At 43.2% G+C, this 24,085-nt stretch carries 21 protein-coding genes and 4 tRNA genes; 11 read left to right on the top strand and 14 right to left on the bottom strand.

Features of this window, described 5'->3' with window-relative positions:
- Positions 1 to 34 precede the first annotated feature (34 nt).
- Positions 35 to 1,612 carry a murein biosynthesis integral membrane protein MurJ gene (gene murJ, locus LIN98_RS10140; RefSeq protein ID WP_005585337.1) on the bottom strand — a complete coding sequence of 526 codons (1,578 nt, stop codon included), beginning with the start codon at positions 1,610 to 1,612 and terminating at the stop codon, positions 35 to 37.
- Between the two features lie 267 nt (positions 1,613 to 1,879).
- On the opposite strand from murJ, the gene rpsT reads away from it, so the two are divergent.
- Entirely contained in the window at positions 1,880 to 2,143 is a 264-nt protein-coding gene (rpsT, locus tag LIN98_RS10135; protein WP_014167393.1) for a 30S ribosomal protein S20, read from the top strand.
- Between the two features lie 109 nt (positions 2,144 to 2,252).
- Here the strand turns inward: rpsT and LIN98_RS10130 are convergent, their stop codons facing one another.
- On the bottom strand, positions 2,253 to 2,930 hold the full coding sequence (locus LIN98_RS10130) for a YtjB family periplasmic protein (RefSeq protein ID WP_005567351.1): 678 nt from the start codon (positions 2,928 to 2,930) through the stop codon (positions 2,253 to 2,255).
- A 75-nt stretch (positions 2,931 to 3,005) separates the two neighbouring features.
- Here LIN98_RS10130 and serB point away from each other — a divergent pair, with 75 nt between their 5' ends.
- Both serB and LIN98_RS10120 read left to right on the top strand, forming a co-directional pair.
- Positions 3,006 to 3,950: a phosphoserine phosphatase gene (gene serB / locus LIN98_RS10125; protein ID WP_014167392.1), complete on the top strand. Its 945-nt coding sequence runs from the start codon at positions 3,006 to 3,008 to the stop codon at positions 3,948 to 3,950.
- A gap of 10 nt (positions 3,951 to 3,960) precedes the next feature.
- A complete protein-coding gene (locus LIN98_RS10120; protein ID WP_005548266.1) occupies positions 3,961 to 4,452 on the top strand; it encodes a YajQ family cyclic di-GMP-binding protein in 492 nt (163 codons plus the stop codon).
- A 79-nt stretch (positions 4,453 to 4,531) separates the two neighbouring features.
- Here LIN98_RS10120 and LIN98_RS10115 read toward each other — a convergent pair whose 3' ends face one another.
- The 4 genes from LIN98_RS10115 to mltA all read right to left on the bottom strand — a co-directional run bounded on the left by LIN98_RS10115 (position 4,532) and on the right by mltA (position 8,479).
- Positions 4,532 to 5,344, bottom strand: a complete 813-nt coding sequence (locus LIN98_RS10115; RefSeq protein ID WP_005567355.1) for a 5'-nucleotidase, lipoprotein e(P4) family — start codon at positions 5,342 to 5,344, stop codon at positions 4,532 to 4,534.
- Positions 5,345 to 5,471: 127 nt separating this feature from the next.
- The gene (gene znuA, locus LIN98_RS10110) at positions 5,472 to 6,491 is read right to left on the bottom strand and encodes a zinc ABC transporter substrate-binding protein ZnuA (protein ID WP_005548261.1); all 1,020 of its coding nucleotides are present in this window, start codon (positions 6,489 to 6,491) and stop codon (positions 5,472 to 5,474) included.
- Positions 6,492 to 6,590: 99 nt separating this feature from the next.
- The gene (gene tcdA, locus LIN98_RS10105) at positions 6,591 to 7,361 is read right to left on the bottom strand and encodes a tRNA cyclic N6-threonylcarbamoyladenosine(37) synthase TcdA (RefSeq protein WP_005548259.1); all 771 of its coding nucleotides are present in this window, start codon (positions 7,359 to 7,361) and stop codon (positions 6,591 to 6,593) included.
- Complete coding sequence (gene mltA / locus LIN98_RS10100; RefSeq protein WP_005567357.1) at positions 7,361 to 8,479, bottom strand: murein transglycosylase A; 1,119 nt, start codon at positions 8,477 to 8,479, stop codon at positions 7,361 to 7,363. Before mltA ends, tcdA begins: the two co-directional genes overlap by 1 nt.
- Before the next feature lie 240 nt (positions 8,480 to 8,719).
- Between mltA and LIN98_RS10095 the strand changes: the two genes are divergently transcribed.
- Positions 8,720 to 8,796 (top strand) — tRNA-Met (locus LIN98_RS10095).
- 62 nt (positions 8,797 to 8,858) lie between these two features.
- Here the strand turns inward: LIN98_RS10095 and mpl are convergent.
- Positions 8,859 to 10,232: a UDP-N-acetylmuramate:L-alanyl-gamma-D-glutamyl-meso-diaminopimelate ligase gene (mpl, locus tag LIN98_RS10090; protein WP_014167391.1), complete on the bottom strand. Its 1,374-nt coding sequence runs from the start codon at positions 10,230 to 10,232 to the stop codon at positions 8,859 to 8,861.
- Between the two features lie 157 nt (positions 10,233 to 10,389).
- On the opposite strand from mpl, the gene fbp reads away from it, so the two are divergent.
- Positions 10,390 to 11,397 (top strand): class 1 fructose-bisphosphatase, encoded by a 1,008-nt coding sequence (gene fbp / locus LIN98_RS10085; RefSeq protein WP_005541070.1) that lies wholly within the window; start codon positions 10,390 to 10,392, stop codon positions 11,395 to 11,397.
- A 263-nt stretch (positions 11,398 to 11,660) separates the two neighbouring features.
- Here fbp and LIN98_RS10080 read toward each other — a convergent pair whose 3' ends face one another.
- Positions 11,661 to 12,467: a hypothetical protein gene (locus tag LIN98_RS10080; protein ID WP_005590009.1), complete on the bottom strand. Its 807-nt coding sequence runs from the start codon at positions 12,465 to 12,467 to the stop codon at positions 11,661 to 11,663.
- A gap of 211 nt (positions 12,468 to 12,678) precedes the next feature.
- On the opposite strand from LIN98_RS10080, the gene LIN98_RS10075 reads away from it, so the two are divergent.
- The gene (locus LIN98_RS10075; protein WP_005568310.1) at positions 12,679 to 13,338 is read left to right on the top strand and encodes a trimeric intracellular cation channel family protein; all 660 of its coding nucleotides are present in this window, start codon (positions 12,679 to 12,681) and stop codon (positions 13,336 to 13,338) included.
- Between the two features lie 94 nt (positions 13,339 to 13,432).
- Here the strand turns inward: LIN98_RS10075 and LIN98_RS10070 are convergent, their stop codons facing one another.
- The 5 genes from LIN98_RS10070 to LIN98_RS10050 form a co-directional block, all read right to left on the bottom strand.
- Positions 13,433 to 14,002 (bottom strand): hypothetical protein, encoded by a 570-nt coding sequence (locus tag LIN98_RS10070; protein ID WP_231098004.1) that lies wholly within the window; start codon positions 14,000 to 14,002, stop codon positions 13,433 to 13,435.
- A 10-nt stretch (positions 14,003 to 14,012) separates the two neighbouring features.
- Positions 14,013 to 14,903, bottom strand: a complete 891-nt coding sequence (virB9, locus tag LIN98_RS10065; RefSeq protein ID WP_005568307.1) for a P-type conjugative transfer protein VirB9 — start codon at positions 14,901 to 14,903, stop codon at positions 14,013 to 14,015.
- The gene (locus LIN98_RS10060; RefSeq protein WP_148333008.1) at positions 14,900 to 15,718 is read right to left on the bottom strand and encodes a VirB8/TrbF family protein; all 819 of its coding nucleotides are present in this window, start codon (positions 15,716 to 15,718) and stop codon (positions 14,900 to 14,902) included. The genes virB9 and LIN98_RS10060 overlap by 4 nt, the downstream gene beginning before the upstream one ends.
- A 606-nt stretch (positions 15,719 to 16,324) precedes the next feature.
- Positions 16,325 to 16,398, bottom strand: a tRNA-Cys gene (locus LIN98_RS10055).
- 8 nt (positions 16,399 to 16,406) lie between these two features.
- A tRNA-Gly gene (locus LIN98_RS10050) sits at positions 16,407 to 16,482 on the bottom strand.
- Positions 16,483 to 16,718: 236 nt separating this feature from the next.
- Between LIN98_RS10050 and LIN98_RS10045 the strand changes: the two genes are divergently transcribed.
- The 3 genes from LIN98_RS10045 (at position 16,719) to trxA (ending at position 19,270) form a co-directional block, all read left to right on the top strand.
- Entirely contained in the window at positions 16,719 to 17,828 is a 1,110-nt protein-coding gene (locus LIN98_RS10045) for a methionine biosynthesis PLP-dependent protein (RefSeq protein ID WP_005568301.1), read from the top strand.
- A gap of 23 nt (positions 17,829 to 17,851) precedes the next feature.
- The gene (locus LIN98_RS10040) at positions 17,852 to 18,847 is read left to right on the top strand and encodes a 2-hydroxyacid dehydrogenase (protein WP_005545502.1); all 996 of its coding nucleotides are present in this window, start codon (positions 17,852 to 17,854) and stop codon (positions 18,845 to 18,847) included.
- Positions 18,848 to 18,946: 99 nt separating this feature from the next.
- Complete coding sequence (trxA, locus tag LIN98_RS10035; RefSeq protein ID WP_005550389.1) at positions 18,947 to 19,270, top strand: thioredoxin; 324 nt, start codon at positions 18,947 to 18,949, stop codon at positions 19,268 to 19,270.
- A gap of 198 nt (positions 19,271 to 19,468) precedes the next feature.
- Here the strand turns inward: trxA and rluC are convergent, their stop codons facing one another.
- A complete protein-coding gene (gene rluC / locus LIN98_RS10030) occupies positions 19,469 to 20,428 on the bottom strand; it encodes a 23S rRNA pseudouridine(955/2504/2580) synthase RluC (protein WP_014167382.1) in 960 nt (319 codons plus the stop codon).
- 465 nt (positions 20,429 to 20,893) lie between these two features.
- On the opposite strand from rluC, the gene rne reads away from it, so the two are divergent.
- Positions 20,894 to 23,785: a ribonuclease E gene (rne, locus tag LIN98_RS10025; protein ID WP_005568297.1), complete on the top strand. Its 2,892-nt coding sequence runs from the start codon at positions 20,894 to 20,896 to the stop codon at positions 23,783 to 23,785.
- A 51-nt stretch (positions 23,786 to 23,836) separates the two neighbouring features.
- Positions 23,837 to 23,926 (top strand) — tRNA-Ser (locus LIN98_RS10020).
- Positions 23,927 to 24,085: the final 159 nt, after the last annotated feature.

The raw sequence follows: 24,085 nt of genomic DNA, 5'->3' as shown, positions 1-24,085 counted from the left end.
ATACGCATAAATCCATGCGCCACAAAAACTAATTTCACGCGGAGTGCGCGCCCGTCAAATCACGTTTGCGAATCCCCAACAGCACCAACATGCCACCGTAAACCATCGCTGCCAACACGATGAGCCACGTCAGCCAATGTACACGGGTGAGAAAGCGCATATCGTTCCATTCCGTCAGGCTTGGGCTGTTGTACCAAACCAACAATCCCATGATGACGGCGGCAAACAAAACTTTCAGAAAAAAGACCGCACTTTGTCGGCTGAAATGATACACATCGGCTTTCGCCAAGCCGCGATAAAGCAGAAACGCGTTGAGTGTCGCCGACATGGCGGAGGCAATCGCCAAGCCCACATAACTGAAAGGAATCGCAAGCAGGTTGAACGCCATGTTGCTCACCATGGCAATGATACCGATCTTCACCGGCGTTTTGGTGTCTTGGCGGGCGTAGTAACCGTTCGCCAAAATCTTGATTAACATGAAGCTCAGTAACCCCGCATTAAAGCCCCAGAGAGAATAGGATGCCGCCTGTACATCGCTGAAATTAAAGCTGCCGCGCATGAACAGCACGAGCAACATGGGCTGTGCTAACACGGCGATGCCAATCATTGCCGGCACGCCGAGCAGCAAAATCATGCGCACGCCCCAGTCCATTGTGTTGCAAAAATCTACCGCACTTTTGACGTTATCGTCGCGGTTCACATGGTGGCGGGCGAGGGTTGGTAAAATGACCGTGGAAATGGCGATACCGAACAAGCCGAGCGGAAACTCCAGCAAGCGATCAGAATAATAAAGCCAGCTGATGGAACCGGTCATTAAGAAACTGGCGATGAAAGTATCCAGTAACAAGTTGAGTTGGCTGACCGACACGCCGAACAACGCAGGGATCATCAATGTGCGAATTTTCTTCACGCCTTCGTCATGCCACGCCCACTTTGGCTTCACCAATAATTTGGCTTTATATAAGAACGGCAGTTGGAAAAGAAATTGCAACAAGCCGCCGAGAAAGATCCCGATTGCCAAGCCTAAATCAGGATTTTTCAGCTGCGGCGCCAACCAAAGTGCGGTAGCAATCATCGCCACATTGAGCAGCACAGGCGAAAAGGACATGACGCCGAACTTACCGAGGGTGTTTAAAATCGCGCCGGACAGCGCCACAAAGGTCACGAACCATAAATAAGGGAAGGTGATTTTGAGCAACAACGAGGCTTGGGTGAATTTTTCCGCGTTAGGACCGTCATTAAGCCAATCCACAAACCAGCCCGTCCCGAAAATCGCCGCCACGACGGGCGATCCGATCATCGCCAGCAAAGTGACGATGGTAACCAACCCACCCAAAGTACCGGAAACCTTGCCGATAAATTCGCGGGTTTTGGATAAATCGCCGGATTTCTGATATTCCGCCAACACAGGCACGAAGGCTTGTGAAAACGCCCCTTCGGCAAACAAGCGGCGGAGGAAATTCGGAATGCGATTGGCAAATAAAAATACGTCGGCGGCAGCGCCTGCGCCGATTAAATTGGCAATCACCACATCACGCACCAAGCCTAATACACGCGAAATTAAGGTCATGGCGCTGACGACGATGCCGGATTTTAATAATCTTTTACTCAAAACGGATCACTCTGAACGATAAAATTTGCCTAATTGTATAGAAATTTCGTTTTTACGCTATATTCTAAGGGAAAAAACTGTTAAAATCTCGCGCACATCGTTTCGTGAGCCGGTTTGAAAGTGCTTGTTAAATATAACGATGCTTTCTTTCGGTTGTGTCTCACCGAAATCAACACAAAATTCCCGTTGACAAAAGTATAAGAAATCGGCATATTTACGCCCCTATTTTGTCACTATTAACTAACAGAAATTTTTAGGAGTTTGACCTTGGCTAATATCAAGTCAGCAAAAAAACGTGCGGTTCAATCTGAAAAACGCCGTCAACACAACGCAAGCCAACGCTCTATGATGCGTACTTACATCAAAAAAGTTTATACACAAGTTGCCGCAGGCGAGAAAGCAGCTGCTGAAGCCGCATTCGTTGAAATGCAAAAAGTTGTGGACAGAATGGCATCTAAAGGTTTAATCCACGCGAACAAAGCAGCCAACCACAAATCTAAATTAGCTGCACAAATCAAAAAATTAGCATAATTTTTGCTTAGCAAATAAGGAGAAACCGCTCAATTGAGCGGTTTTTTGTTTTTATCAATTGTGTTTATTTCCGATGAAAAAACGCCGGGAAAAACCACCGCACTTTTCCCTATTTCACCCTTCTGCGTCGCTGATGAAACAACTTACTCATAGATTGCGTAGTTTTGTTGCGCAATACCGGTGTTTTTTCCACCACATGAATACGGCTACGTCGATAATGGCTGAGGAAATAATGCAGGCTGCTGGCAAGCAGGATCCCGGCGAGGAAGACGATAATAATCTCGCCGTATAAACGATGAAAAATATGATTGATTTTGCTTTGCGTGGTTTGTCCGTATTTGGCATCAAAGGTCACGCGCAGAAAACCTTCCACGCCGTTCGGCGAATAAATGGGTTCCACAATTTGCTGGGAATCCTTTTCATTTTCTTCTTTTTTATCCAGCCCCAATAAACTGCGCATATCGGACGAATTGGTGCTTTGCGCCAATAACTCGCCGTTGCGCGCATACACGGCGGCATCAAGCACAAATTCTTCTTTGGCGAAATTATCCAGATTCTCCACCAAACGTTCAGTTTTCGCGTTATTCATCAATAACATAGAAAATAGATTGGCTTGCTGGCGCACCAGCAAATGAGACAAATTTGCCACCTGATTGACGCTGGCAAGTTGTGAACCGATTTTAAATTGTTTAACCCCGAACAAAATGATCGCCATGATCCCCACACATAACAACACGATGCCGAAGAACATCATAAACTTCATCATTTTTTCTTTTGTGAAATGCAAGTTATTTTCCCCAAAGTTTAATAAGTAGGCTAGAATACAGTGCCTTTAAAAACCGCTACAATTTACAGGATTTTTATGCAAACACAAAATCTGACCGCCATTATCGAACACTTTTCATCACTGCCCGCGCCGTTCATTGCCGATCAGCCTTATGAAACCACACAGGCGTTTATTCTCTATTCCGACAACGTAAACCTCACAAAGTTACAGGCTTTTCAGCAAAAGTGCGGTGAAAATTTTCTGTGTTTTGCGGCGTGGAATGTGTTGCATAACACCGTGGTGCTGCTCAAAGGCACATGGCGGGCAGAATGGGTGAATATCGCCCATGAATTGAAACTGGATATTGCGCCCTTAAACTTTCACGCGAGCCTGAGCCAAGCGGGACTATTGGTAATGGACATGGATTCCACCGCCATTCAAATTGAATGTATCGATGAAATCGCCAAACTTGCCGGCACCGGTGAGATGGTTTCCGCCATCACGGAGCGGGCCATGCGCGGTGAATTGGATTTCAGCCAAAGCCTGCGCCAACGGGTCGCCACCTTGAAAGATGCGCCGGAAGGCATTTTGCAGGAAGTGAAAAAACATCTGCCGCTCATGCCCGGCTTGACGGAAACGGTCAAAACATTAAAAGATCACGGCTGGAAAGTGGCGATTGCGTCAGGCGGCTTCACTTATTTCGCCGAAGTGTTACAGCAACAGCTCGGCTTGGATTTCATCGCTGCCAACCAATTTGAAATCATCGACGGCAAACTTACCGGCAACGTACAAGGTGCCATTGTAGACGCACAATACAAAGCGCAAATCTTACAACAACTTGCGCAACAATTTCACATTGCCGCCGAAAACACCGTTGCCATCGGCGACGGCGCCAACGATCTTGCCATGATGCAGGTCGCCGATTTGGGCGTTGCCTATCATGCCAAACCGAAAGTGCAACAATTAGCGCAAGTTATCATCAATTTCACCGATTTAACCGCACTTTTATGTATTTTAAGTGCTAACGACAAAATCAAATAAGGAGTAAACCATGCCATCATTCGACATTGTTTCCGAAATCAGCGGACACGAAATCCGCAACGCCGTGGAAAACGCCAATCGCGAGCTGACCAACCGCTGGGACTTCCGCAACGTACAAGCCGCCATTGAATTTAATGAAAAAAACGAAACCATCAAAGTCAGCAGCGAATCGGATTTCCAGGTGGAACAACTTATCGATATTCTGCGTAACGCCTGCATTAAGCGCAACATTGAATCCAACTCCCTGGACATTCCCGCCGAATATGAACACAGCGGCAAAACCTACAGCAAAGAAATCAAGCTGAAACAGGGGATTGAAAGCGATATGGCGAAGAAAATAACCAAGTTAATCAAAGAGTCCAAAATCAAAGTCCAAAGCCAAATTCAAGGCGAACAAGTGCGCGTTACCGGCAAATCCCGTGACGATTTACAAGCGGTAATTCAACTGGTCAAAACCGCCGAACTGGGACAACCGTTCCAATTTAACAATTTCCGCGATTAAAAAACGCGTCGAAAAACGACCGCACTTTTTGGGGTGCAGATCAAAGTGCGGTTTATTTTATGAATGTTTTTACTTGGAATTATTTTCCACTCCATGCCTTAATTACATTTAAGCGGGCATCAACTTTGCTTTGGGAATCACCTTTAAAGTAGTCTTTGGCTAAACCGCCTTCCCAACCACCGTAATTCGGATTAGGTAAAACGATATAAGTTTTACCGAATTTCGCCTGGTTTTTAGCAACAAAGTCTCGACGATCCGCATTTAATTTACCGTGTGTTGCATCACCGAAATCATCCAGGTTGTCGCCTACATAAAGCACGATGTCATAGCCTTGACTTTCAATTTCTGCAAAACGGGCAGATTTGGCGGATTTATCTTTTTTCAGATAAAGGGATGATTCATCAACACCGGTAAAGCCTAAACGTTTCATGTCATCAATGGTACCTGCTTTTTCATTACTGTCTTTGCGATTTGACACATAGAACATTTTGCCTTTATGAGAATTGACATAATTGTTAAATTCTACTGCACCGGCAATGGCTCCGGATTCTCTCGCATCGACCCAACGGGTCCAGTCTTTACCGTCAAAAGGTTTGTTATTTTTTATCTGCCAGCCGGCGTATGCGCTGTTATCGATCATGGTTTCATCTAAGTCCACAACTACGGCTTTTTTCTTGCCTTTTTGTACTTTAGCATGATCAAATGCGACTTTCGCCGTGTTAAATGCCTGATAAGCCAGCGCATCATATTCACCGGATTCCTGCATCCAGTTAATTCCCATCACCGCCTGTTGTTGTAATTGGGCGTCTCCTTTTGCCGTATCTTGTGCACAACCTGCTAATACAAAAGCCGAGATAACAGCGAGTGCGGTCATTTTTAATGTTTTTTTCATTGTGTCTTCCTTTTGCTTTGTGATAGATCGCTAAAAATTATAGCAAGCCTTATTTTTAATCGCACCGTATTTTTATCGGATATAAATAAGGCATGACTGAAAATCATGCCTTATTTAACGGATTAATTTATTTTGCTAAACATTGCATATAGCTATCCGCCGTAAATTGCAAGAACGCGGCGTAAGGATTTCCTTCCATTTTCACACTATCGCCCATTGGGTCAAGACGTCCTACATTCACCTGTGCGCCTTTACTTAAGCTTTCAATCATTTTAGGTGTAAACTGAGGTTCGGCAAATAAACAGCTGACTTTGTGTTCGGCAATTTCTTCTTTGATTTTTGCCAAGGTTTTTGCGCCCGGTGCAACAAGCGGATTGATGGTGAAATAGCCGATTTGTTTTAAACCGTAAGCGTGGTTGAAATAGCCGTAGGCGTCGTGGAAAACATAGAACCCTTTATCTTTTACACTTTCCAATTGCACGTTAATTTTTGCACTTGTGTCATCTAAAGTGCGGTTAAATTCGGAGATGTTTTTTTCAATCAACGCTTTTTTCTCCGGATATTGTTTGATGAGTTTTACAGCAATGCGTTGCGCGACCGCTTTACTAATATCCGGTGAATACCATACATGCCAGTTAATGCTTGAATCGTCGTCGTGATGATGTGCATGTCCTTCGTGATCGTGTCCATGTTCATGCTTGTGATCATGACCTTCATGTGTGTGATTATGCCCCTCGTGTGAATGATCATGCTCTTCATGCGCGTTGCCTTCGCCATGGTGATGATGGTGATGGGATCCTTTCATTAAAAACGGTTCAATGGCGGCGATGTCTTTGATTGTCAGCACTTTCTTATAATCAAGATCGTCAATGGATTTATCTAAGAAAGCATCCACATCTTCCCCAATCCAAACTACCATTTCAGCAGATTTTAGTTTTTGCGCGTCGGAGGGTTTTAGATTGTAATCATGAGGGGAAGCCCCGGTCGGCACTAATACATCCACATTGGTAACGCCATTTGCAACGGCTGTCGCAATAAAGCCTAAGGGTTTAATGGAGGTGACAATTGTTGCGGAAGCCGCAGCGGAAAAAGAAAGAATGGCAGCGGCAATTGCCGTTTTCTTTAAGCTTTGCACTAACATGGTCATTGTATTTCCTTCTATTATTGAAATATGAATTGAATAAAACCAAGCTAGATTACTCTTTTTTAAGCGGAATTGCTATCTTTTTTTATTTTAAAAAATAAGTTAATTATTTTTCTGTAATAATTTATCAATAACACGGGAAACGGCAAAAAAGCCGAATGTGGCGGTAATCATGGTCGCCGCACCAAAACCATTGGCGCAATTCATGGTTGCGGAAGTGGCACAGCTATCGCCGACCTGAGGGAAAATCAGCGGTTGGCTAGAGAATACCGCATCAATGGAAAATTTGCGTTTCGGATTTTGCGTGAAATGATAATCCTTGCGTAAAACCGACCGCACTTTTGCCAGCAACGGATCTTGAATGGTTCGGCTTAAATCGGCAATCTGAATTTGGCTCGGATCCGTTTGTCCGCCTGCCCCTCCAATGGTAATAATATTGATTTTGTGCCGTTTACAATAAGCGATTAACGCCGCTTTGGTTTTCACTTGATCAATAGCGTCAATGATATAATCGTGATTATTGTGAAGGTATTGGGCTAGATTTTCGCTAGAAAGAAAGTCATCAATGATATTGACTGCACATTCGGGATTAATCAATCTGATCCGCTGCCGCATAATGTCGGTTTTGAGTTGCCCGATATTACCGCTCAAGGCATGAATCTGGCGATTAATATTGGTAACACAAATATCATCCATATCAATCATCGTAATCTTGCCGATGCCGGAACGGGCGAGAGCTTCCACCGCCCAGGAACCGACGCCGCCGATACCGATTACGCAAATGTGCGTTTTACGCAAGCGCGCTAAAGCATCGGCGCCATATAAACGGCCGATACCGCCAAAGCGTTGTTCATAGTTGTCAATGTGCGCCATTAACGTAACACCCAAACGCGACCGTAATGTTTCGACAAGCCGGCAATATGTCCCGCCTGATCGCCGATACCGCGATATAAATCGAAATGGTGTCCGTTCACGGCACCGCCCACATCCAGCGCAACCATGAGGTGTAACTGATGTTGCCCTGTCCAGTTGCCGTCATTATCTATTTGCGGCACCTCCACCAGCAACACGCTACCCAATGGAATCACACCGCGGTCGGACGCCACGGACGCCATCGGCACCAAAGGCACGCCTGCCGCACCTTTTACTTTTCCGTACGGATCATTTTTAAAGAAAACATAAGAGGGGTTGCGCTCTAACAGGCTTTGCACCCGTGAAGGGTTGGCATTCGCCCAATCGCGAATTGCCTGAATAGACATTTTTTCTTTCGGAATTTCACCGTCTTCCACCAGCAGGCGACCGACCGCCGCATATTGGTAGCCGTTTTGTCCTGCGTAAGCGAAATAATTCAAATTGCCTTCACCAAAATCCACATAACCACTGCCTTGCACGCCCAGCAGAAAGTTGTCGATCATAGAATCGCTGTACGCCAATTCCAAACCTTTACCTCTCAATGCACCGGCATAAATTTCGGCACGGGAGAAACGTTTTTTCGAAGGAAGTGCATAAATCGGTTGGTTAAATTTGCCTTGTTGGGTGCGACGGGCATGAATCACCGGGGAATAATAGCCCGTCATGAGTACATTTTGATAGCCGTCGAAGCCTTTCATCACTTGGCTTTGGATACCGAAATTAGTTAATTCACCGGTATTGGCACCGGCGAGTACCCAAGCGGTTACTTTGTTGTAAAGCGGGGCGAAGCTGCTGCTCAATTTAGCGGAATAATTATTTATATTTGACAGTTGGGTTAAAAAATCACCCTGATTTACCACCGCACTTTTGTTTTCAATTTGGCTCACCGGCATAAAAATGGATTGCTGATAAGTCCGTCCGTTATAAATTGCGCCGAATTTTTGCGGATCGATGTCCAATGTATTTTGGGCTGTTGTTTGTCCGGCTGCAGGTTTATTAGAATTGGAGGAACATGCCGTTAATACCGCAATAGCGGAAAGCGTGAGAAATTTATAAAAAGAAGTGCGGTTGAATAGCATATAACGTCCTAAAAGTAAAATGGGTAAAACACAAAGGGTGAATTTTACACCAATTTGTAGCGGATGAATATGAAATTCACGTTGAACGCCATAAAAGTGCGGTCATAAAAAACAATGTTTTTGGGAAGAAGTATTTTGTTGAAAAAAACGGCATATCGTTTATTTTTGTAACAAATAAACATTATTTTTACATTTAAACTTGCAATTCATTTTCAAACGGGTATAGTTAGCGCCCTCTAACGCGGGGTGGAGCAGCTTGGTAGCTCGTCGGGCTCATAACCCGAAGGTCGTCGGTTCAAATCCGGCCCCCGCAACCAGATTCTAAAAGAAAGGCATTCGTTTTTGCGAATGCCTTTTTTCTTCTCTTTATAAACTAAACCTAAACGCTTTTCTTCTGTAGCGCCTCTAAAAGTTTTTGGTGAATACCACCGAAACTGCCGTTTGACATCACTAAAATGTGATCTGTCGGTTTAGTTTCGGCGACAATCAGATCGACGAAGGTGTCCAAATTATCACTGTCATACGCTGGTTGTGTTAATTGTGCGGCAATATCCGCCACTTTCCATAGAATAGTTTCCGGTTGGAATAGAAATACCGCATCGGCCAGCTTTAACGCTGGTGCGATTTCATCTTTATGTACCCCCATTTTCATGGTGTTGGAACGCGGCTCTAACACCGCCAGAATACGCGCATTTTGCCCGACTTTATCGCGAAGTGCGGTCAATGTTGCCTGTATTTCGGTGGGGTGATGGGCGAAATCATCATAAACGGTGATGCCATGAACATTGCCTTTCACTTCCAAACGGCGTTTCGCATTAATAAAGGATCCTAACGTCGCGCAGGCATTTTCAATGCTCACACCGGCATGATTCGCTGCCGCAATTGCCATCAAACCGTTACGCATATTGTGTTCACCTACGATATTCCAATGCACTTCCGTGATTTTTTCACCTTTATGGTAAACGGCAAACTCCGTACAATCATGTTTAATGCGTTCGGCATACCATTCCTGATCTTTGCCTACGTACTGACATTCCGACCAGCAGCCCATCGCCAAGGTTTGTTGTACGCTTTCTTCACCGGCAAAGGAGAGAATGCGTCCATTGTTTGGAATGGTGCGGATCATGTGATGGAATTGGCGCTGAATCGCGTTTAGATCGTCGAAAATATCCGCGTGATCGAAGCCGATATTATTAATAATCAGTATACGCGGATTGTAATGTACAAATTTGGATCGTTTATCAAAAAACGCCGTATCGTATTCATCCGCTTCAATAACAAAATACGGGCTTTGCCCTAAGCGTGCGGAAATACCGAAATTGCCTGCAATACCGCCAATTAAAAAGCCCGGTTGCAAACCGTTTTGTTCCAAAATCCAAGTTAGCATGCCGGTGGTCGTGGTTTTGCCGTGTGTGCCGGAAACTGCCAAAACCCAGCGATCCCGTAATAAATGATCGTGCAACCATTGCGGACCGGACGTGTAAGGAATGTTATTTGCTAACATATACTCGATGCAGGGATTGCCGCGTTTCATGGCATTTCCCACGATGACCATATCCGGCGCTGGTTGTAACTGGCTTGGCTCAAAGTGCGGTATGATTTCAATGTGATTTTCGGCAAGAAAAGTGCTCATTGGTGGGTAAACGTTGGTGTCGGAGCCTGTTACATGATAGCCCATTTGCTTGGCGATCATCGCAATGCCGCCCATAAATGTGCCGCAAATGCCGAGAATATGAAGATGTTTGGTTGTCATGTTGAGTCCTTTTATATACCGGTTTATTTCTGTTTCCAATAAAAATGTGTTGTGAATCACAGAAATAGGAATCTCTTTAATCATTCAAAATTGAAGCTGTTATAATAAAATAAGTTCAGAATTGAGTAAATTCATTAATGAAGTTAAGGAATAAAAGATGAAAACATTAGGTCAATTTATCGTAGAAAAACAAGCGGAATACCCACATGCTAAAGGAGAATTGAGCGGGATTTTATCTTCTATTCGCCTCGTGGCAAAAGTGGTTCATCGTGACATTAATAAAGCGGGGTTAACCAATGACATTATCGGTAATTCAGGCGTGCAAAACGTGCAGGGTGAAGCGCAAATGAAATTGGATTTATTTGCTCATAATACGATGAAACAGGCCCTAATGAGCCGTGAGGAAGTGGCAGGCTTTGCGTCTGAAGAAGAGGAAAATTTCATTGCTTTTGATACGGAACGCGGTCGTAACGCGAAATATGTTATTTTAACGGATCCATTGGATGGTTCTTCTAACATTGATGTTAATGTGGCGGTCGGCACGATTTTTTCTATTTATCGCCGTGTATCGCCCGTTGGTACACCGGTTACCCTCGAAGATTTCATGCAACCGGGTAATCGCCAAGTGGCGGCGGGTTACATCGTGTATGGTTCCTCCACTATGTTGGTTTATACCACCGGGCACGGCGTAAATGGTTTTACCTACGATCCGTCCCTTGGTGTATTTTGTCTTTCCCACGAAAATATCCAAATTCCGCAAACCGGCAAAATTTATTCCATTAATGAAGGGCAATACCTCAAATTCCCGATGGGCGTGAAAAAATATCTAAAATACTGCCAAGAGGAAGACAAAGAAACCCAACGTCCTTATACTTCCCGTTATATAGGTTCCTTGGTTTCCGACTTCCATCGCAATATGTTAAAAGGTGGAATCTACATTTACCCAAGTGCCACCAACTACCCGAACGGTAAATTACGCTTGTTGTACGAAGGCAATCCAATGGCATTCCTGGCTGAACAGGCTGGTGGTGTGGCGAGTGACGGCTATAACCGAATTTTAGATATTCAGCCGACTGCATTACACCAACGGGTTCCGCTTTTTATTGGCTCCAAAGAAATGGTGAAAAAAGCTGAACAGTTAATGCGTGATTTTAAAGACCAATAAGTAAGATTAAAGTGCGGTTGGAAAAAATATCGTTTTTTTGAATATTATCTGGAATATTTTTTATAGAGATAGCATGTTAAATTACCTTTTTACAGATCGTAATAATTATCAAATCACATTTCCCCTTTCAGATTTTTAATTTGAGAGGGGATTTTTTTTATGAAATATTTTTATCCGAAATTATTTTTCATTCATATTATTTCACTCACTCCATTTTATTTAATTTACTGATAAATAAAAAATAACCCTTTATTTATATGTGCTTATGCCACATAAGCAAAATTTACCCAGAGCGGCAAACTGGCGGCAATCAGAAATAAAATAAACAGCGTGTTATAGGATAGTGTCCATTTTTTGAAAACGTGCAGCCCAAGAATTAACGCCATAACAACATGCAAAGCAAAGTAGAGCAGCAACGCAAATTCATTGGCAAAAACGACCGCACTTTGTTGGTATAAATGGAATAAAGCTGTCGCGACGAAAATGGCGTTTAGCGCAAGGAATGCCACCATACATAAAATCAATAATGCAATAAATTGTTGTAAGCGGTTGCGCGCAATAACCAGCATCAGATTGGCTAAAATAACGCCTAACAGCATTTGTGCCAACGGGTTAAATTGAATCAGGTTTACGTCGTTAAATAACGTAATGGCATAACAGGTTGTGCCCAGTAAGCCGATTAATCCCGCCATTTTTAACAATCCGTGACGCAATTCGTCTTCCTGCGGTTGTTTCCAGGTAGTCAGTGCCATTGCCAAACCACAAACACTGACAAAATCCGTTAAGATATAGTGATAATTCGACCAAAAACTAAGCAGAAACCAAACCAGCCAAAAAAGCGTAAAATAAAGGTTAGCCCGACTTAAACGGGAACGTTGCCCGTTACAAATTTCGCCTTTAATGAATACCACCAGACAAATCAGTTGCGCTGTCAGCACACCGAGCGCTAAATGAGAAACCGCCTTGGATTGCGCTTGTAACCACAGGGTGAATATATCAATAACCAGTAAAAATAGAATGGGCGCCAAAGAAGAAAGTGCGGTTAAAAATTTAGGTTGTTGTTCGGACATCATATTTCCTAAGCATGAACAAAAATAGAATCGCCGTGCATTATGCAAGAATTCCAACAGGCGGTCAAAAGTCAGACGTAAAAAGTGCGGTTAAAAATCCGGGCGTTTTTTATCTGCACCAAGCCACATAAAGTTATGATCTAAAACATAGCATTTTGCCGTTTCTCTCTCTAAAATAACGTGAAAACTAACCGCACTTTTAAGGAACCTTATGCTGCTCAGCATTCTTTATATTATCGGCATTACCGCCGAAGCTATTACCGGTGCCCTTGCCGCCGGGCGGGAGAAGATGGATATTTTCGGCGTGATTATTATCGCCAGCATGACGGCAATTGGTGGCGGCTCGGTGCGCGATGTGTTGTTAGGGCATTATCCGCTGGGTTGGGTGAAGCACCCCGAATATTTTATTATTGTGGCATCTGCGGCGGTGTTGACCGTGGTTATTGCCCCTTTTATTCGGCATTTTATGCGTTATTTTCAAACTATTTTCTTGGTGCTGGATGCGGTCGGTTTAATTGTGTTTTCCATTATTGGCGCCCAAATCGCCTTGGATATGGGGCATGGCACGACAATTGCCATTATTGCGGCGATCATCACCGGCGCATTCGGCGGCGTATTGCGCGATTTACTGTGTAACCGCATTCCGCTCGTGTTCCAGAAAGAATTGTATGCCAGTGTCGCTTTATTGGCGACGGCGATTTATATTGGCTTGCAACACTTAAATATCGATCAGAATCTTGTCATTATTGTGACCTTAATCGTGGGATTTATCACCCGCTTATTGGCAATTCATTTTGAATGGGGACTGCCAATTTTTGATTATCAGGAACAGGATATTTCAAAGCACCATAAAGACGATAAATTACCGTAAAAAACAAATAGGAGAGAAAATGTCCGTGAATTTAATTGAAATGGGAGAACAGGCAAAACAAGCCGCTTTCCCAACTTTCTCAACGGGAAAAAAATCAAGCCTTGACAATCATTGCCGAGTAATTGGAGTTGGAACAGGAGCGTATTTTAGCCGCCAACGCGCAGGATATTGATGCTGCAAAACAAAGCGGTTTTACCATCATCGCACTTGCCGATTTAATCAGTTTTTGCTGTATTGATGTAGTAACAGGCTCCGCCCCTAACAATTCCTCTTGCGGCTCTTGTTCATCAAACGTAAACACCTTGGTTTCTTCAATAGGTTCCGGTTTACGATAGGTTTGAGAAACAGACTTAACCTCCTGTGTTGGCGCTTCCACTTCTTCTGTTTTGAACGAGCTAACTAATTTAGGTAAAACGAATACCCCGAATAAAAGTAATGCAAATAAGATAAGCAACAACCCCGCACGGCGGTTGACCGGTTTTTTCTTATCTTTTATAGCACTTGAAACACGATTATTTTGAACAAAACCGGATTCTTTATCACCGAACGAAATATTTTCTTTTGGTTCATTATTTGGATTATTTCTTGCATTTTGCTCTTCAAGCTCTCTACGAATTTGACTTTCTAAATCATTATCGTCGTCAAGTAAATTTCTTTTTGTCATTTTAATTCTCCTATTTCACTTGACGAATTACGCCTTGATTAGTCGTTACTACAGATGAATTTGGATTTTTACCGAATCCGTGATTGATGATACCAACCACCTGATCACCACTTCTTAAAATAAAACGGTGGGCTGTTTTGTGAACGATTAAAACAGTATATTGCCCCTGCATTTTAGGATTAAGATTTGACATCATTTCCGTTTCACCCTGGTAATAGAAAACCGCCGGGATCGCGTTTGTGGTATCAAAACCGATATAAGTGCGAATACCGTCATCATAAACAAACCGAGGTGCGATTTCACGACTATCTTTCCCTACTTTCATCGTGTAATCCCAGTTTTTCGGTATGGTAAATTTATCAAGCGTGGCATTAACCTCTTTCTCTTCAAGCTCACGCCGAATTTTTGCTTGTGCTTCTGCCCGCACTTTGCGTTTTTGCGCTTCCTCACGTTGACGGGCCAGCTGTTCTTCTGTTGGATAAGCAAATTTCATGAAATATGCACTCACATCTTTCAATTCTTCCACTAATTTCAAATCGAAAGCATAAGTACGTTTATTGGTCGCAATAAGAAGATTGGTATCCCATTCACCCACCTTAGGATCGAAAAATGCAGAATCCTGCTGTACCGCTTTAGGCTTAATATAGATATTATTTTTGTTATCTTTCACCTCCCAACCATCAGAAAATCCGCTTGCAATATCTGTGACTTCTTCATCTTCCGCAAAAGTAACCGCTGTTACAAAGCCATTTTTAGTGCGAATTTCAACCACATCATTAGGATTATAATTAATGTATTGCATCCGTTGGTCGTAATGTGAAGACTTTGGTGTATCTAAAGCAGAAGCATTGAAAGAAACGGCAACACCGAACATCAATAATAAAATCGACTTTTTCATCATAGTGATTCCTGAACTCGTTGATAACTGGTTACAAAAAAACCCATAGGGTTATTTATGCGTTCGGCAAGTTCTAAACCTAAAGAAGGGTTATATTCGTAGCTCATACGAATAGTAAAATTTTTGACAAACTCAATTTTTTTAGCATCTTTGTAATTCACAACAATACGTGCCGTTGCTATGTTTTTAGGTCTGTTTTTAATCAATCTTCCTGATTGATTAAAAATAGTATTTGTTGAAAATACCGTTACAGGTTGCCGCTGCTTATCAGCCTTTTTCTTTTGCGCTTTGAATTTTGGTTCCCGTACCTTGGCAAGTGCTTGGGGTATTTCGGATTTAATGCTTGGCACGATGATTTCTTCCTTGTCTTTGACGTTTCCTATTACCCTTTCAACGTAAGAGGTAGCCAGACCGTTTTTACCCTCCCGTACAAAGCCATAAGAGAAATTCCCTGCGTAATAACAACTCAACGCCTCTGCAACCGATTTATTTGGTGATTTGGCATAGCATGCAGACAGAATTTTTTCACTCACTTTGATATTAGTGCAACTATCTAATAGTTGTTTACCTGTTACACCATATTTTGCAAAATTCCCTTTGTTCACTTGTCCCAATCCAACCGAATAATTTATTTTTTTAGCTTCAAGTTCATCTATGACTAATTCTGCTTCTTGGAGTGTTTTAGGCTGTTGAGCAAGAGGAATATCATTTACTACTGCGATAGCATAAGGATTATATGAGCTTTCTGTTTGAATTAATGCGTGAAGTGTTTCAATGTGAACTATTGTTGAGCAAGCTAATAAAATTTCAGGGACCATTAAATAGCAATCTTTTGTTATTACAAGTTAGGACGGTATTTAGAGATAATGCCATCAATAAGGCAATATAAAGATCAATTATCTAACAGGACGACCTTTTGTTTTAATGCTAACAATCATATTAGAATACTGACCGGGATCTTTTAAAACCGGTTTAAGGATACTGCGTTTAAACTCTCTAAACTAAAATCAGAATATGAAGAACTTTCTCCATCATTATTAAGTAAACTTTTTCAATTTGAATAAATAGGGTTGAACATATTCAATAAATACTAAGTCTAACGATTGATCCATATTAGTTTAAATTAGATTTCTCGCTACATTATTTAAATTTGTCTAAGCAAGGAGTTCAAGAATTTCTATAAACCTAGTATAACCCTTATATATGAAATTTTCACTGTTTTATATTCTATAGCCATTCCATTTTTAAAGTTTAAGAAGATTTAAACAAGCAAAACTATATAAATTAACTTTGTTTATTACTCCGTCAGTTTATGGCGATTGACTGTGAGTTCATTTGCTTTATAAACATTAAATCTTTTCAATTCCTTATACCCACGACTCCACCACTCGAGCTGAGTGACTGGCTAGCTGCGTAGGGAGTTATGGAGGCGTGTCCCGGAGTCGAACCGAGCTACATGGATTTGCAATCCAGTGCATAACCGCTTTGCTAACACGCCGTTAGTTTTGGAGCGGGAAACGAGGCTCGAACTCGCGACCCCAACCTTGGCAAGGTTGTGCTCTACCAACTGAGCTATTCCCGCGTTTGTCTTTAGTGCGGTGCATTTTACTGACTTATCTAAAACTGTCAACAAACAATTAAAAAAACGATGAGTTTGTCGAAAAAATACAAAAGGTTAAAAAATTCCGAGGTTAAATTTTAGCTTGTGTAATCAATTCGTTATAAAATTTCCTTTTATCAAGGGGGAGTTTATGCCAGAATGAAGCACATTTTTTATAAAAAGTGCGGTATAAAAATATGTTGTTTCGTGGAGGATTTATGACACAAAAATATGCGATTGATACCCTATTAGCCCAAGCCGGCAATCGCACCGACGAGCGCACCGGCGCCGTTTCCACCCCAATTTTCCTTTCTACCGCTTACGGGCACCATGGCATTGGTGAAAGTACCGGTTTTGATTATACCCGAACCAAAAATCCTACTCGCGCTGTGTTAGAAGAGACTATCGCCCAATTAGAAAAGGGCGAGCGCGGTTTTGCCTGCTCTTCCGGCATGGCGGCAATTCAATTATTGATGTCATTATTTACGTCACCCGATGAGTGGATTGTATCCAGTGATGTTTATGGTGGAACTTATCGTTTATTGGATTTTTGTTACAAAAACACCAACGGCGTCAAACCGGTTTATGTGAATACCGCTTCTGTTCAGGCGATTGAAGGGGCGATTACGTCGAACACCAAAGCAGTTTTTATTGAAACTCCCTCCAATCCGTTAATGGAAGAATGCGATGTGGATGCCATTGCCAAGGTGGCGAAAAAGCACAATTTATTACTTATTGTCGATAATACGTTCCTCACGCCGGTGTTATTCCGCCCGATGGAACATGGGGCTGATATTGTGATTCATAGCGGGACCAAATATATTGCCGGGCATAATGACGTTTTAGTCGGTTTGATTGTTGCTAAAGGGCAAGAACTGTGTGATCGCCTGTTTTACATCCAAAACGGTGCGGGCCCGGTGTTATCGCCGTTTGATTCCTGGTTAACCATTCGCGGTATGAAAACTTTGGCATTGCGTATGCAGCGTCATGAAGAAAATGCCAAAGCCATCGCCGAATTTTTGCGTCAACAACCGCAAGTGAAAGATGTGTTGTATCCTAATAAAGGCGGTATGTTATCTTTCCGCCTGCAGGATGAAAGTTGGGTTAATACGTTCTTGAAGGCGATTAAATTGATTACGTTCGCCGAAAGCCTTGGCGGTACCGAAAGTTTCATTACTTACCCGGCAACTCAAACCCACATGGATATTCCGGAAGCAGAGCGCATTGCGCGCGGTATCACCAATAATCTGCTGCGTTTCTCTGTCGGTTTGGAAAATGTGGAAGACATCAAAGCGGATCTGGTACAGGCGTTTGCACAGCTTAAATAAATTTAATATATTTGGAGGGTAAAATGAAAGTTGCAGTATATAGCACCAAAAGTTATGACCGAAAATATTTAGAGTTAATTGATGCTAAATACGGCTTGGATTTGGAATTTTACGATTTCATGCTCAGTGAGCGCACGGCAAAAATGGCGGAACATTGTGAAGCCGTATGTATTTTCGTGAATGATGACGGAAGCAGAAAAGTGTTGGAAAAACTCGCCGCACTTGGAGTAAAAATTATTGCCTTGCGTTGCGCCGGTTTTAATAATGTAGATTTAAAAGCCGCCCAAGAACTCGGTTTGACGGTCGTTCGTGTGCCGGCATATTCACCGGAAGCGGTGGCAGAACATACGGTCGGCTTAATGATGACGTTAAACCGTCGTATTCATCGCGCTTACCAACGCACCCGTGAAGCTAACTTCTCCTTAGAAGGGCTGATCGGTTTCAATATGTATGGTCGCACCGTCGGTGTTATCGGCACAGGTAAAATAGGTGTTGCGGTCATGCGTATTCTAAAAGGCTTCGGTATGCACATTTTAGCCTTTGACCCATTCAAAAATCCGACAGCGGAAGAGTTAGGCGCAGAATATGTCAGCCTGGATGAGATTTATCGACGTTCTCATGTTATTACCTTGCATTGCCCGGCAACACCGGAAAACTATCATTTGCTGAATCGCGAAGCCTTTGCCAAAATGAAAGACGGCGTGATGATCATCAACACCAGTCGTGGTACGCTGATTGATACTAAAGCGGCAATTGATGCGTTGAAACAGCGTAAAATCGGTGCTTTAGGTATGGATGTATATGAAAACGAAAGGGATTTATTCTTTGAGGATAAATCCAATGAAGTGATTCTGGATGACGTATTCCGTCGTTTATCTTCCTGTCACAATGTGTTATTAACAGGCCATCAGGCATTTCTAACGGAAGAGGCGCTAACCAGCATTGCCGATGTTACCCTGTCTAATATTTATGCTATTGGGAAAGGCAAACCTTGCGATAATGTAGTTTTGTCTTCTTAGCTTTTAACAATTAAAATAATTTGTGTTATTCGCATAGCGCTATGCTATTATGCGCAGGAAATTAAACACTAGTACACAACAGTAACAAAAGGAAAAAAAATGAGCGAAGTATTACATTCCAGCGATGCAACATTCGTTGCAGACGTTTTAAATTCAGAGGTCCCTGTATTATTAGACTTTTGGGCTACATGGTGCGGACCGTGCAAAATGATTGCCCCGATCCTTGATGATTTGGCGGTGGAATTTGATGGTAAAGTGAAAATTGTGAAAATCAATATTGACGATAACCAGGCCACCCCTGCACAGTTCGGCGTGCGTAGTGTCCCGACACTATTATTATTTAAAGATGGCAAACCGGTAGCAACCCAAGTCGGCGCCTTACCGAAAAATCAATTGGCCGCATTTATCAACCAAAATATCTGATTTTAGTCAGAATAAAAACGCCGAGTATATTGTGCTCGGCGTTTTTTGTTCCACCGCATTAAAAGTGCGGTTAGTTTTTCCGGCGTTTTTAAAACGCTTGGGCAGTTATTCATAAATCACAGAAGTGATTGATTCACTCTTCGGCATCATTGTCAGAACCTATGTTCAAAAAACATTGTTTTTTGTGACCGCACTTTTTTACTTCCTCTCACGCAAACGCTTCAGAATGCCTTTCATTTTTTCCTCTAATGGCGCGGTTAAACGTAACGTTTCGCCACTGTGCGGATGTTCAAAACGAATGGTGTAGGCGTGTAAAAATAAGCGATTTAATCCTAATTCCACCATGTGTTGATCAAATTCTTTATCACCGTATTTGCTATCGAATGCGATAGGGTGACCGGCATATTGGGTATGCACCCGAATTTGGTGAGTGCGTCCGGTGACAGGTGAGGCTTTGATTAGCGTGGCATTGGTATAGCGTTCTTCCACAGAAAAACGGGTTTCTGAGGGTTTGCCTTGTTCACTCACTTTCACAATCCGCTCACCACCGGCAAGTTCATTTTTCAGCAATGGCGCTTGTACCACTTTGCAGTGCGATTGCCACTGTCCGCGCACGAGTGCCAAATAATCTTTTTGCACGGTTTTTTCGCGCAGCTGTTCGTGCAGATTGCGTAAAGCAGAACGTTTTTTTGCTACCAATAAAATGCCCGACGTATCGCGATCTAAACGATGAACCAGTTCTAAAAAACGAGCTGCCGGACGCAGTGCACGCAAAGCTTCAATGACGCCGAAATCTAACCCGCTGCCGCCATGTACGGCAATTCCGGACGGCTTGTTGAGCACCAATAAATAATTGTCTTCAAAGATGATGTGTTGTTCCAGTTGGGCAACTTTGGTGAGCTTATTGGAAATCGTATCCTGTGCTTTTTCTGCTACGCGAACGGGCGGAATGCGCACCACATCATCCGCCAGTAGCTTATATTCCGGTTTGCTTCTGGCTTTATTTACCCGTACTTCGCCCTTGCGCACAATACGATAAATCAGGCTTTTCGGCACACCTTTTAAACGTGCCAGTAAGAAATTATCCAGTCGTTGACCGGCTTCATCGTCGCTAACAGTTAAAAATTGTACACTTGGGTTGATGGTTTTTTCACTCATATTTGTCTATTTATTGCCACGGTTACAAAATTCGGCACGCATCATAGCATATCGCGCCATGGGTTTGAATGTGGCGGAGAATATTCGTCGAATTATGATAACCACCTTGCTAAAAATCCCTATTCGGGCGATAATAACGAGCATTTTTAAGTTGCAAAAAACGCTTAAAAATAAATACGTTATCATTGACGGGATATAATGCAGCATTCGGCATAAGACATTGATAGGTCAATGATTTTTTAGCGTCAAAATGAACGTCGGCTTGCAGGCCATTTTTTCTAACAGGTTTTGTTTTATTAAAATTTCGACATTCGATTGATTTTAATAGGTAGTCAATGCACCCAGCAGATGACGGTCGGGAAGACGGACATTCTGCGACAGACACGAGGTCGATTACTAAGCAAAGTGCGGTCCATTTTGATGGAGTTTTTTAGGGTTCGCCCTTTTTTATAAAAGAGAAAACGAATGAAAAGAATGTTAATCAATGCGACTCAAAAAGAAGAGTTGCGCGTTGCGTTAGTCGATGGGCAACGCTTATTCGACCTGGACATTGAGAGTCTGGGGCATGAACAGAAAAAAGCCAATATTTACAAGGGAAAAATTACTCGGGTTGAGCCGAGTTTGGAAGCCGCTTTTGTGGATTACGGTGCAGAACGTCACGGTTTTTTACCGTTGAAAGAAATTGCACGTGAATATTTTCCGTCGGGTTATGTATATCAAGGCCGCCCGAATATTCGCGATATTATCTCGGAAGGGCAGGAAGTCATTGTTCAGGTCAACAAAGAAGAGCGCGGTAATAAAGGTGCGGCGCTGACCACCTTTGTTTCCTTGGCAGGGAGTTATTTGGTGATTATGCCGAATAATCCGCGCGCCGGCGGGATTTCCCGTCGTATTGAAGGCGATGAGCGTTTGGAGTTAAAAGATGCGTTGAGTTCTTTGGATGTGCCTGAAGGCGTGGGATTAATCGTACGCACCGCGGGCGTGGGAAAATCCCCGGAAGAATTGCAATGGGACTTGAAAGTGCTGTTGCATCATTGGGAAGCCATTAAACAAGCGTCTCAAAGCCGCCCGGCGCCTTTTTTAATTCATCAGGAAAGTGATGTTATCGTGCGTGCCATTCGCGATTATTTGCGTCGCGATATTGGTGAAATCCTGATTGATAGCCTGCAAGTTTATGAAAAAGCCAAGGCGCACATTAAATTGGTTCGTCCGGATTTCATTAATCGAGTGAAATTATACCAAGGTGAAGTGCCGTTATTTAGCCATTATCAAATTGAGTCGCAAATCGAATCGGCATTCCAACGTGAAGTGCGGTTGCCTTCCGGCGGTTCTATTGTTATTGATGTGACCGAAGCCTTAACAGCCATTGATATTAACTCCGCCCGTTCCACCCGTGGTGGCGACATTGAAGAAACCGCGTTAAACACCAACCTTGAAGCTGCCGATGAAATCGCCCGTCAATTGCGTTTGCGCGACTTGGGCGGTTTAATCGTGATTGACTTTATTGATATGACGCCGGTTCGTCATCAGCGTGAAGTGGAAAATCGGGTTCGTGATGCGGTGCGCCAGGATCGGGCGCGTATTCAAATTAGCCGAATTTCCCGTTTCGGGTTGTTGGAAATGTCCCGTCAGCGTTTGAGTCCGTCATTAGGCGAATCCTCTCACCACGTTTGCCCGCGCTGCCAAGGCACCGGCAAAATCCGTGATAACGAGTCACTTTCCCTTTCCATTTTGCGTTTATTGGAAGAAGAAGCGTTAAAAGAAAATACCAAACAGGTTCACACCATCGTTCCGGTACAAATCGCGTCTTACTTACTCAATGAAAAACGGAAAGCCATTCATAGCATCGAAAAACGCCACACTGTGGATATTCTCGTGGTGCCGAATGAAGCTATGGAAACACCGCACTTTAGTGTGTTCCGTGTGCGTGATGGGGAAGAGGTTAATGAATTAAGTTATAACTTAGCCAGATTACATCAGGGGCAAGATGAGACCCTTGTAGCTGAAGAATCCCTGATTTCCCGTAACATTGACACCACACCTGCGGAAACGCCGGTGGTGGAAAGTGCGGCGGTTTCTTTATCCATTCCAATGCCGGCACCGGAACCTGTTGAGCGTAAAGAACAAAGCGGTCCGTCTTTGTTGAGCCGTTTATTGGCGGCGTTAAAAGGCTTATTTGCTTCCGAACCGAAACAGGAAGAGCAAAATAAGAAAACGCGTAATAACAATAGAAACAGTAACAATAATCGCAATCGACGTAACCAGGAACGTCGTAATAATCGCCGTAACCGTAATGACAATGCGGAAAATGTGGTTGAAGAGCAAACTGCAGAAAAGGCTGAGAGAGTTGAAAGCAGAAATCGCAATCAAGAGCGTAATGCCAAACGTAATCGCAAACCTGAAGTAATTGAAGAGGTGATTAACTCTGAGGCTTCCACACCGGTTAGCGAAGAAAGGGTAGAACCGACACAACGTCGTCAACGTCGTGATTTGCGCAAAAAAGTGCGTCTTAATGAAGAGGAAATGAATGAGGTTCCGCCTTCTAAATCGACAGTAGCACAATTTGCAGAAAACACCGTTGTTGAGCCAAAAGCGGAAGAAGAGATTGTAGTAACGGACGTGATTGATCTTGATGATAATGCTGAAGTCGATAAAGGGCGCGATAATTCACGTCAACGTCGTTTGCCACGTCATTTGCGCGTCAATAATCAGCGCCGTCGTCGCAATACGCAAGAAAAATCGCCGATGCCATTATTTGCGGCAGTGGCTTCACCGGAATTAGCGAGCGGTAAAGTGTGGATCGACATGGGGCAGTCCGTTCAATCAAAAGAAAATAGCTTCTTATCTGTTGATGAACTTCTTGAGCAACAAAATCAATCTGATGCAGGCGAACCGGAGCAAAGTATCACTGTCACTATGCCGGCGTTGGATATGATTGTTGAAAAAAGTAAAAATGATGTTCAGCCATTAACGGAATTTATTATCCAACCGGCAAATGATTCCGTTAAGAAAAAAGTACAAGCATCGTTACAACGCTTAAATAACAATGTGGTATCCGCTCCAATGGAAGCGACAGCTGAAGTGATTGTAACGATGGATGTCTCTGATAATGTGAAATTCATGGATGAAACTGACCGCACTTATGTTTTTAACGGGCGTCTAGGGACATTCTCGGCAGTAACCCACACTAAAGCAGAAGCGACTTTGGCGAAGCCTTCCGATACACCGATTACGACTTATCCGGTGCAAGAATGGCAGGAATCCCGTTATTATTTCTACGGTAAAGGCGCGGCAGGGCACCACACCGCAATCAGCCATATTTATACCGAACCGACTAAAGCGGAAGCGGTGAAATAATCGCTTGACTTGGTGTAGCAAAGTTCGTATTATTCACCTCGCTCAAACCTCGGAGGAATGGTCGAGCGGTTGAAGGCACCGGTCTTGAAAACCGGCGAGGGTTTACACCCTCCCTGGGTTCGAATCCCAGTTCCTCCGCCATATTCATAAAAGGCGCTAAGTGAATAACTTAGCGTCTTTTGCTTTTATCATTTCCTTCTTTTTCTAGCGCGGTATGCCATTTAATTTATGCATGTAAATCACGTGTTGGCGAGTCTGCGTTTATCCGATTCTTGTATCCCTTGTATCATTTTTAAAACA

The organism is Aggregatibacter actinomycetemcomitans, assembly GCF_023518055.1.
GTDB lineage: Bacteria > Pseudomonadota > Gammaproteobacteria > Enterobacterales > Pasteurellaceae > Aggregatibacter > Aggregatibacter actinomycetemcomitans.
The sequence above is the reverse complement of the archived record's forward strand: the minus strand, read 5'-3'. Positions and strand labels throughout refer to the sequence as shown.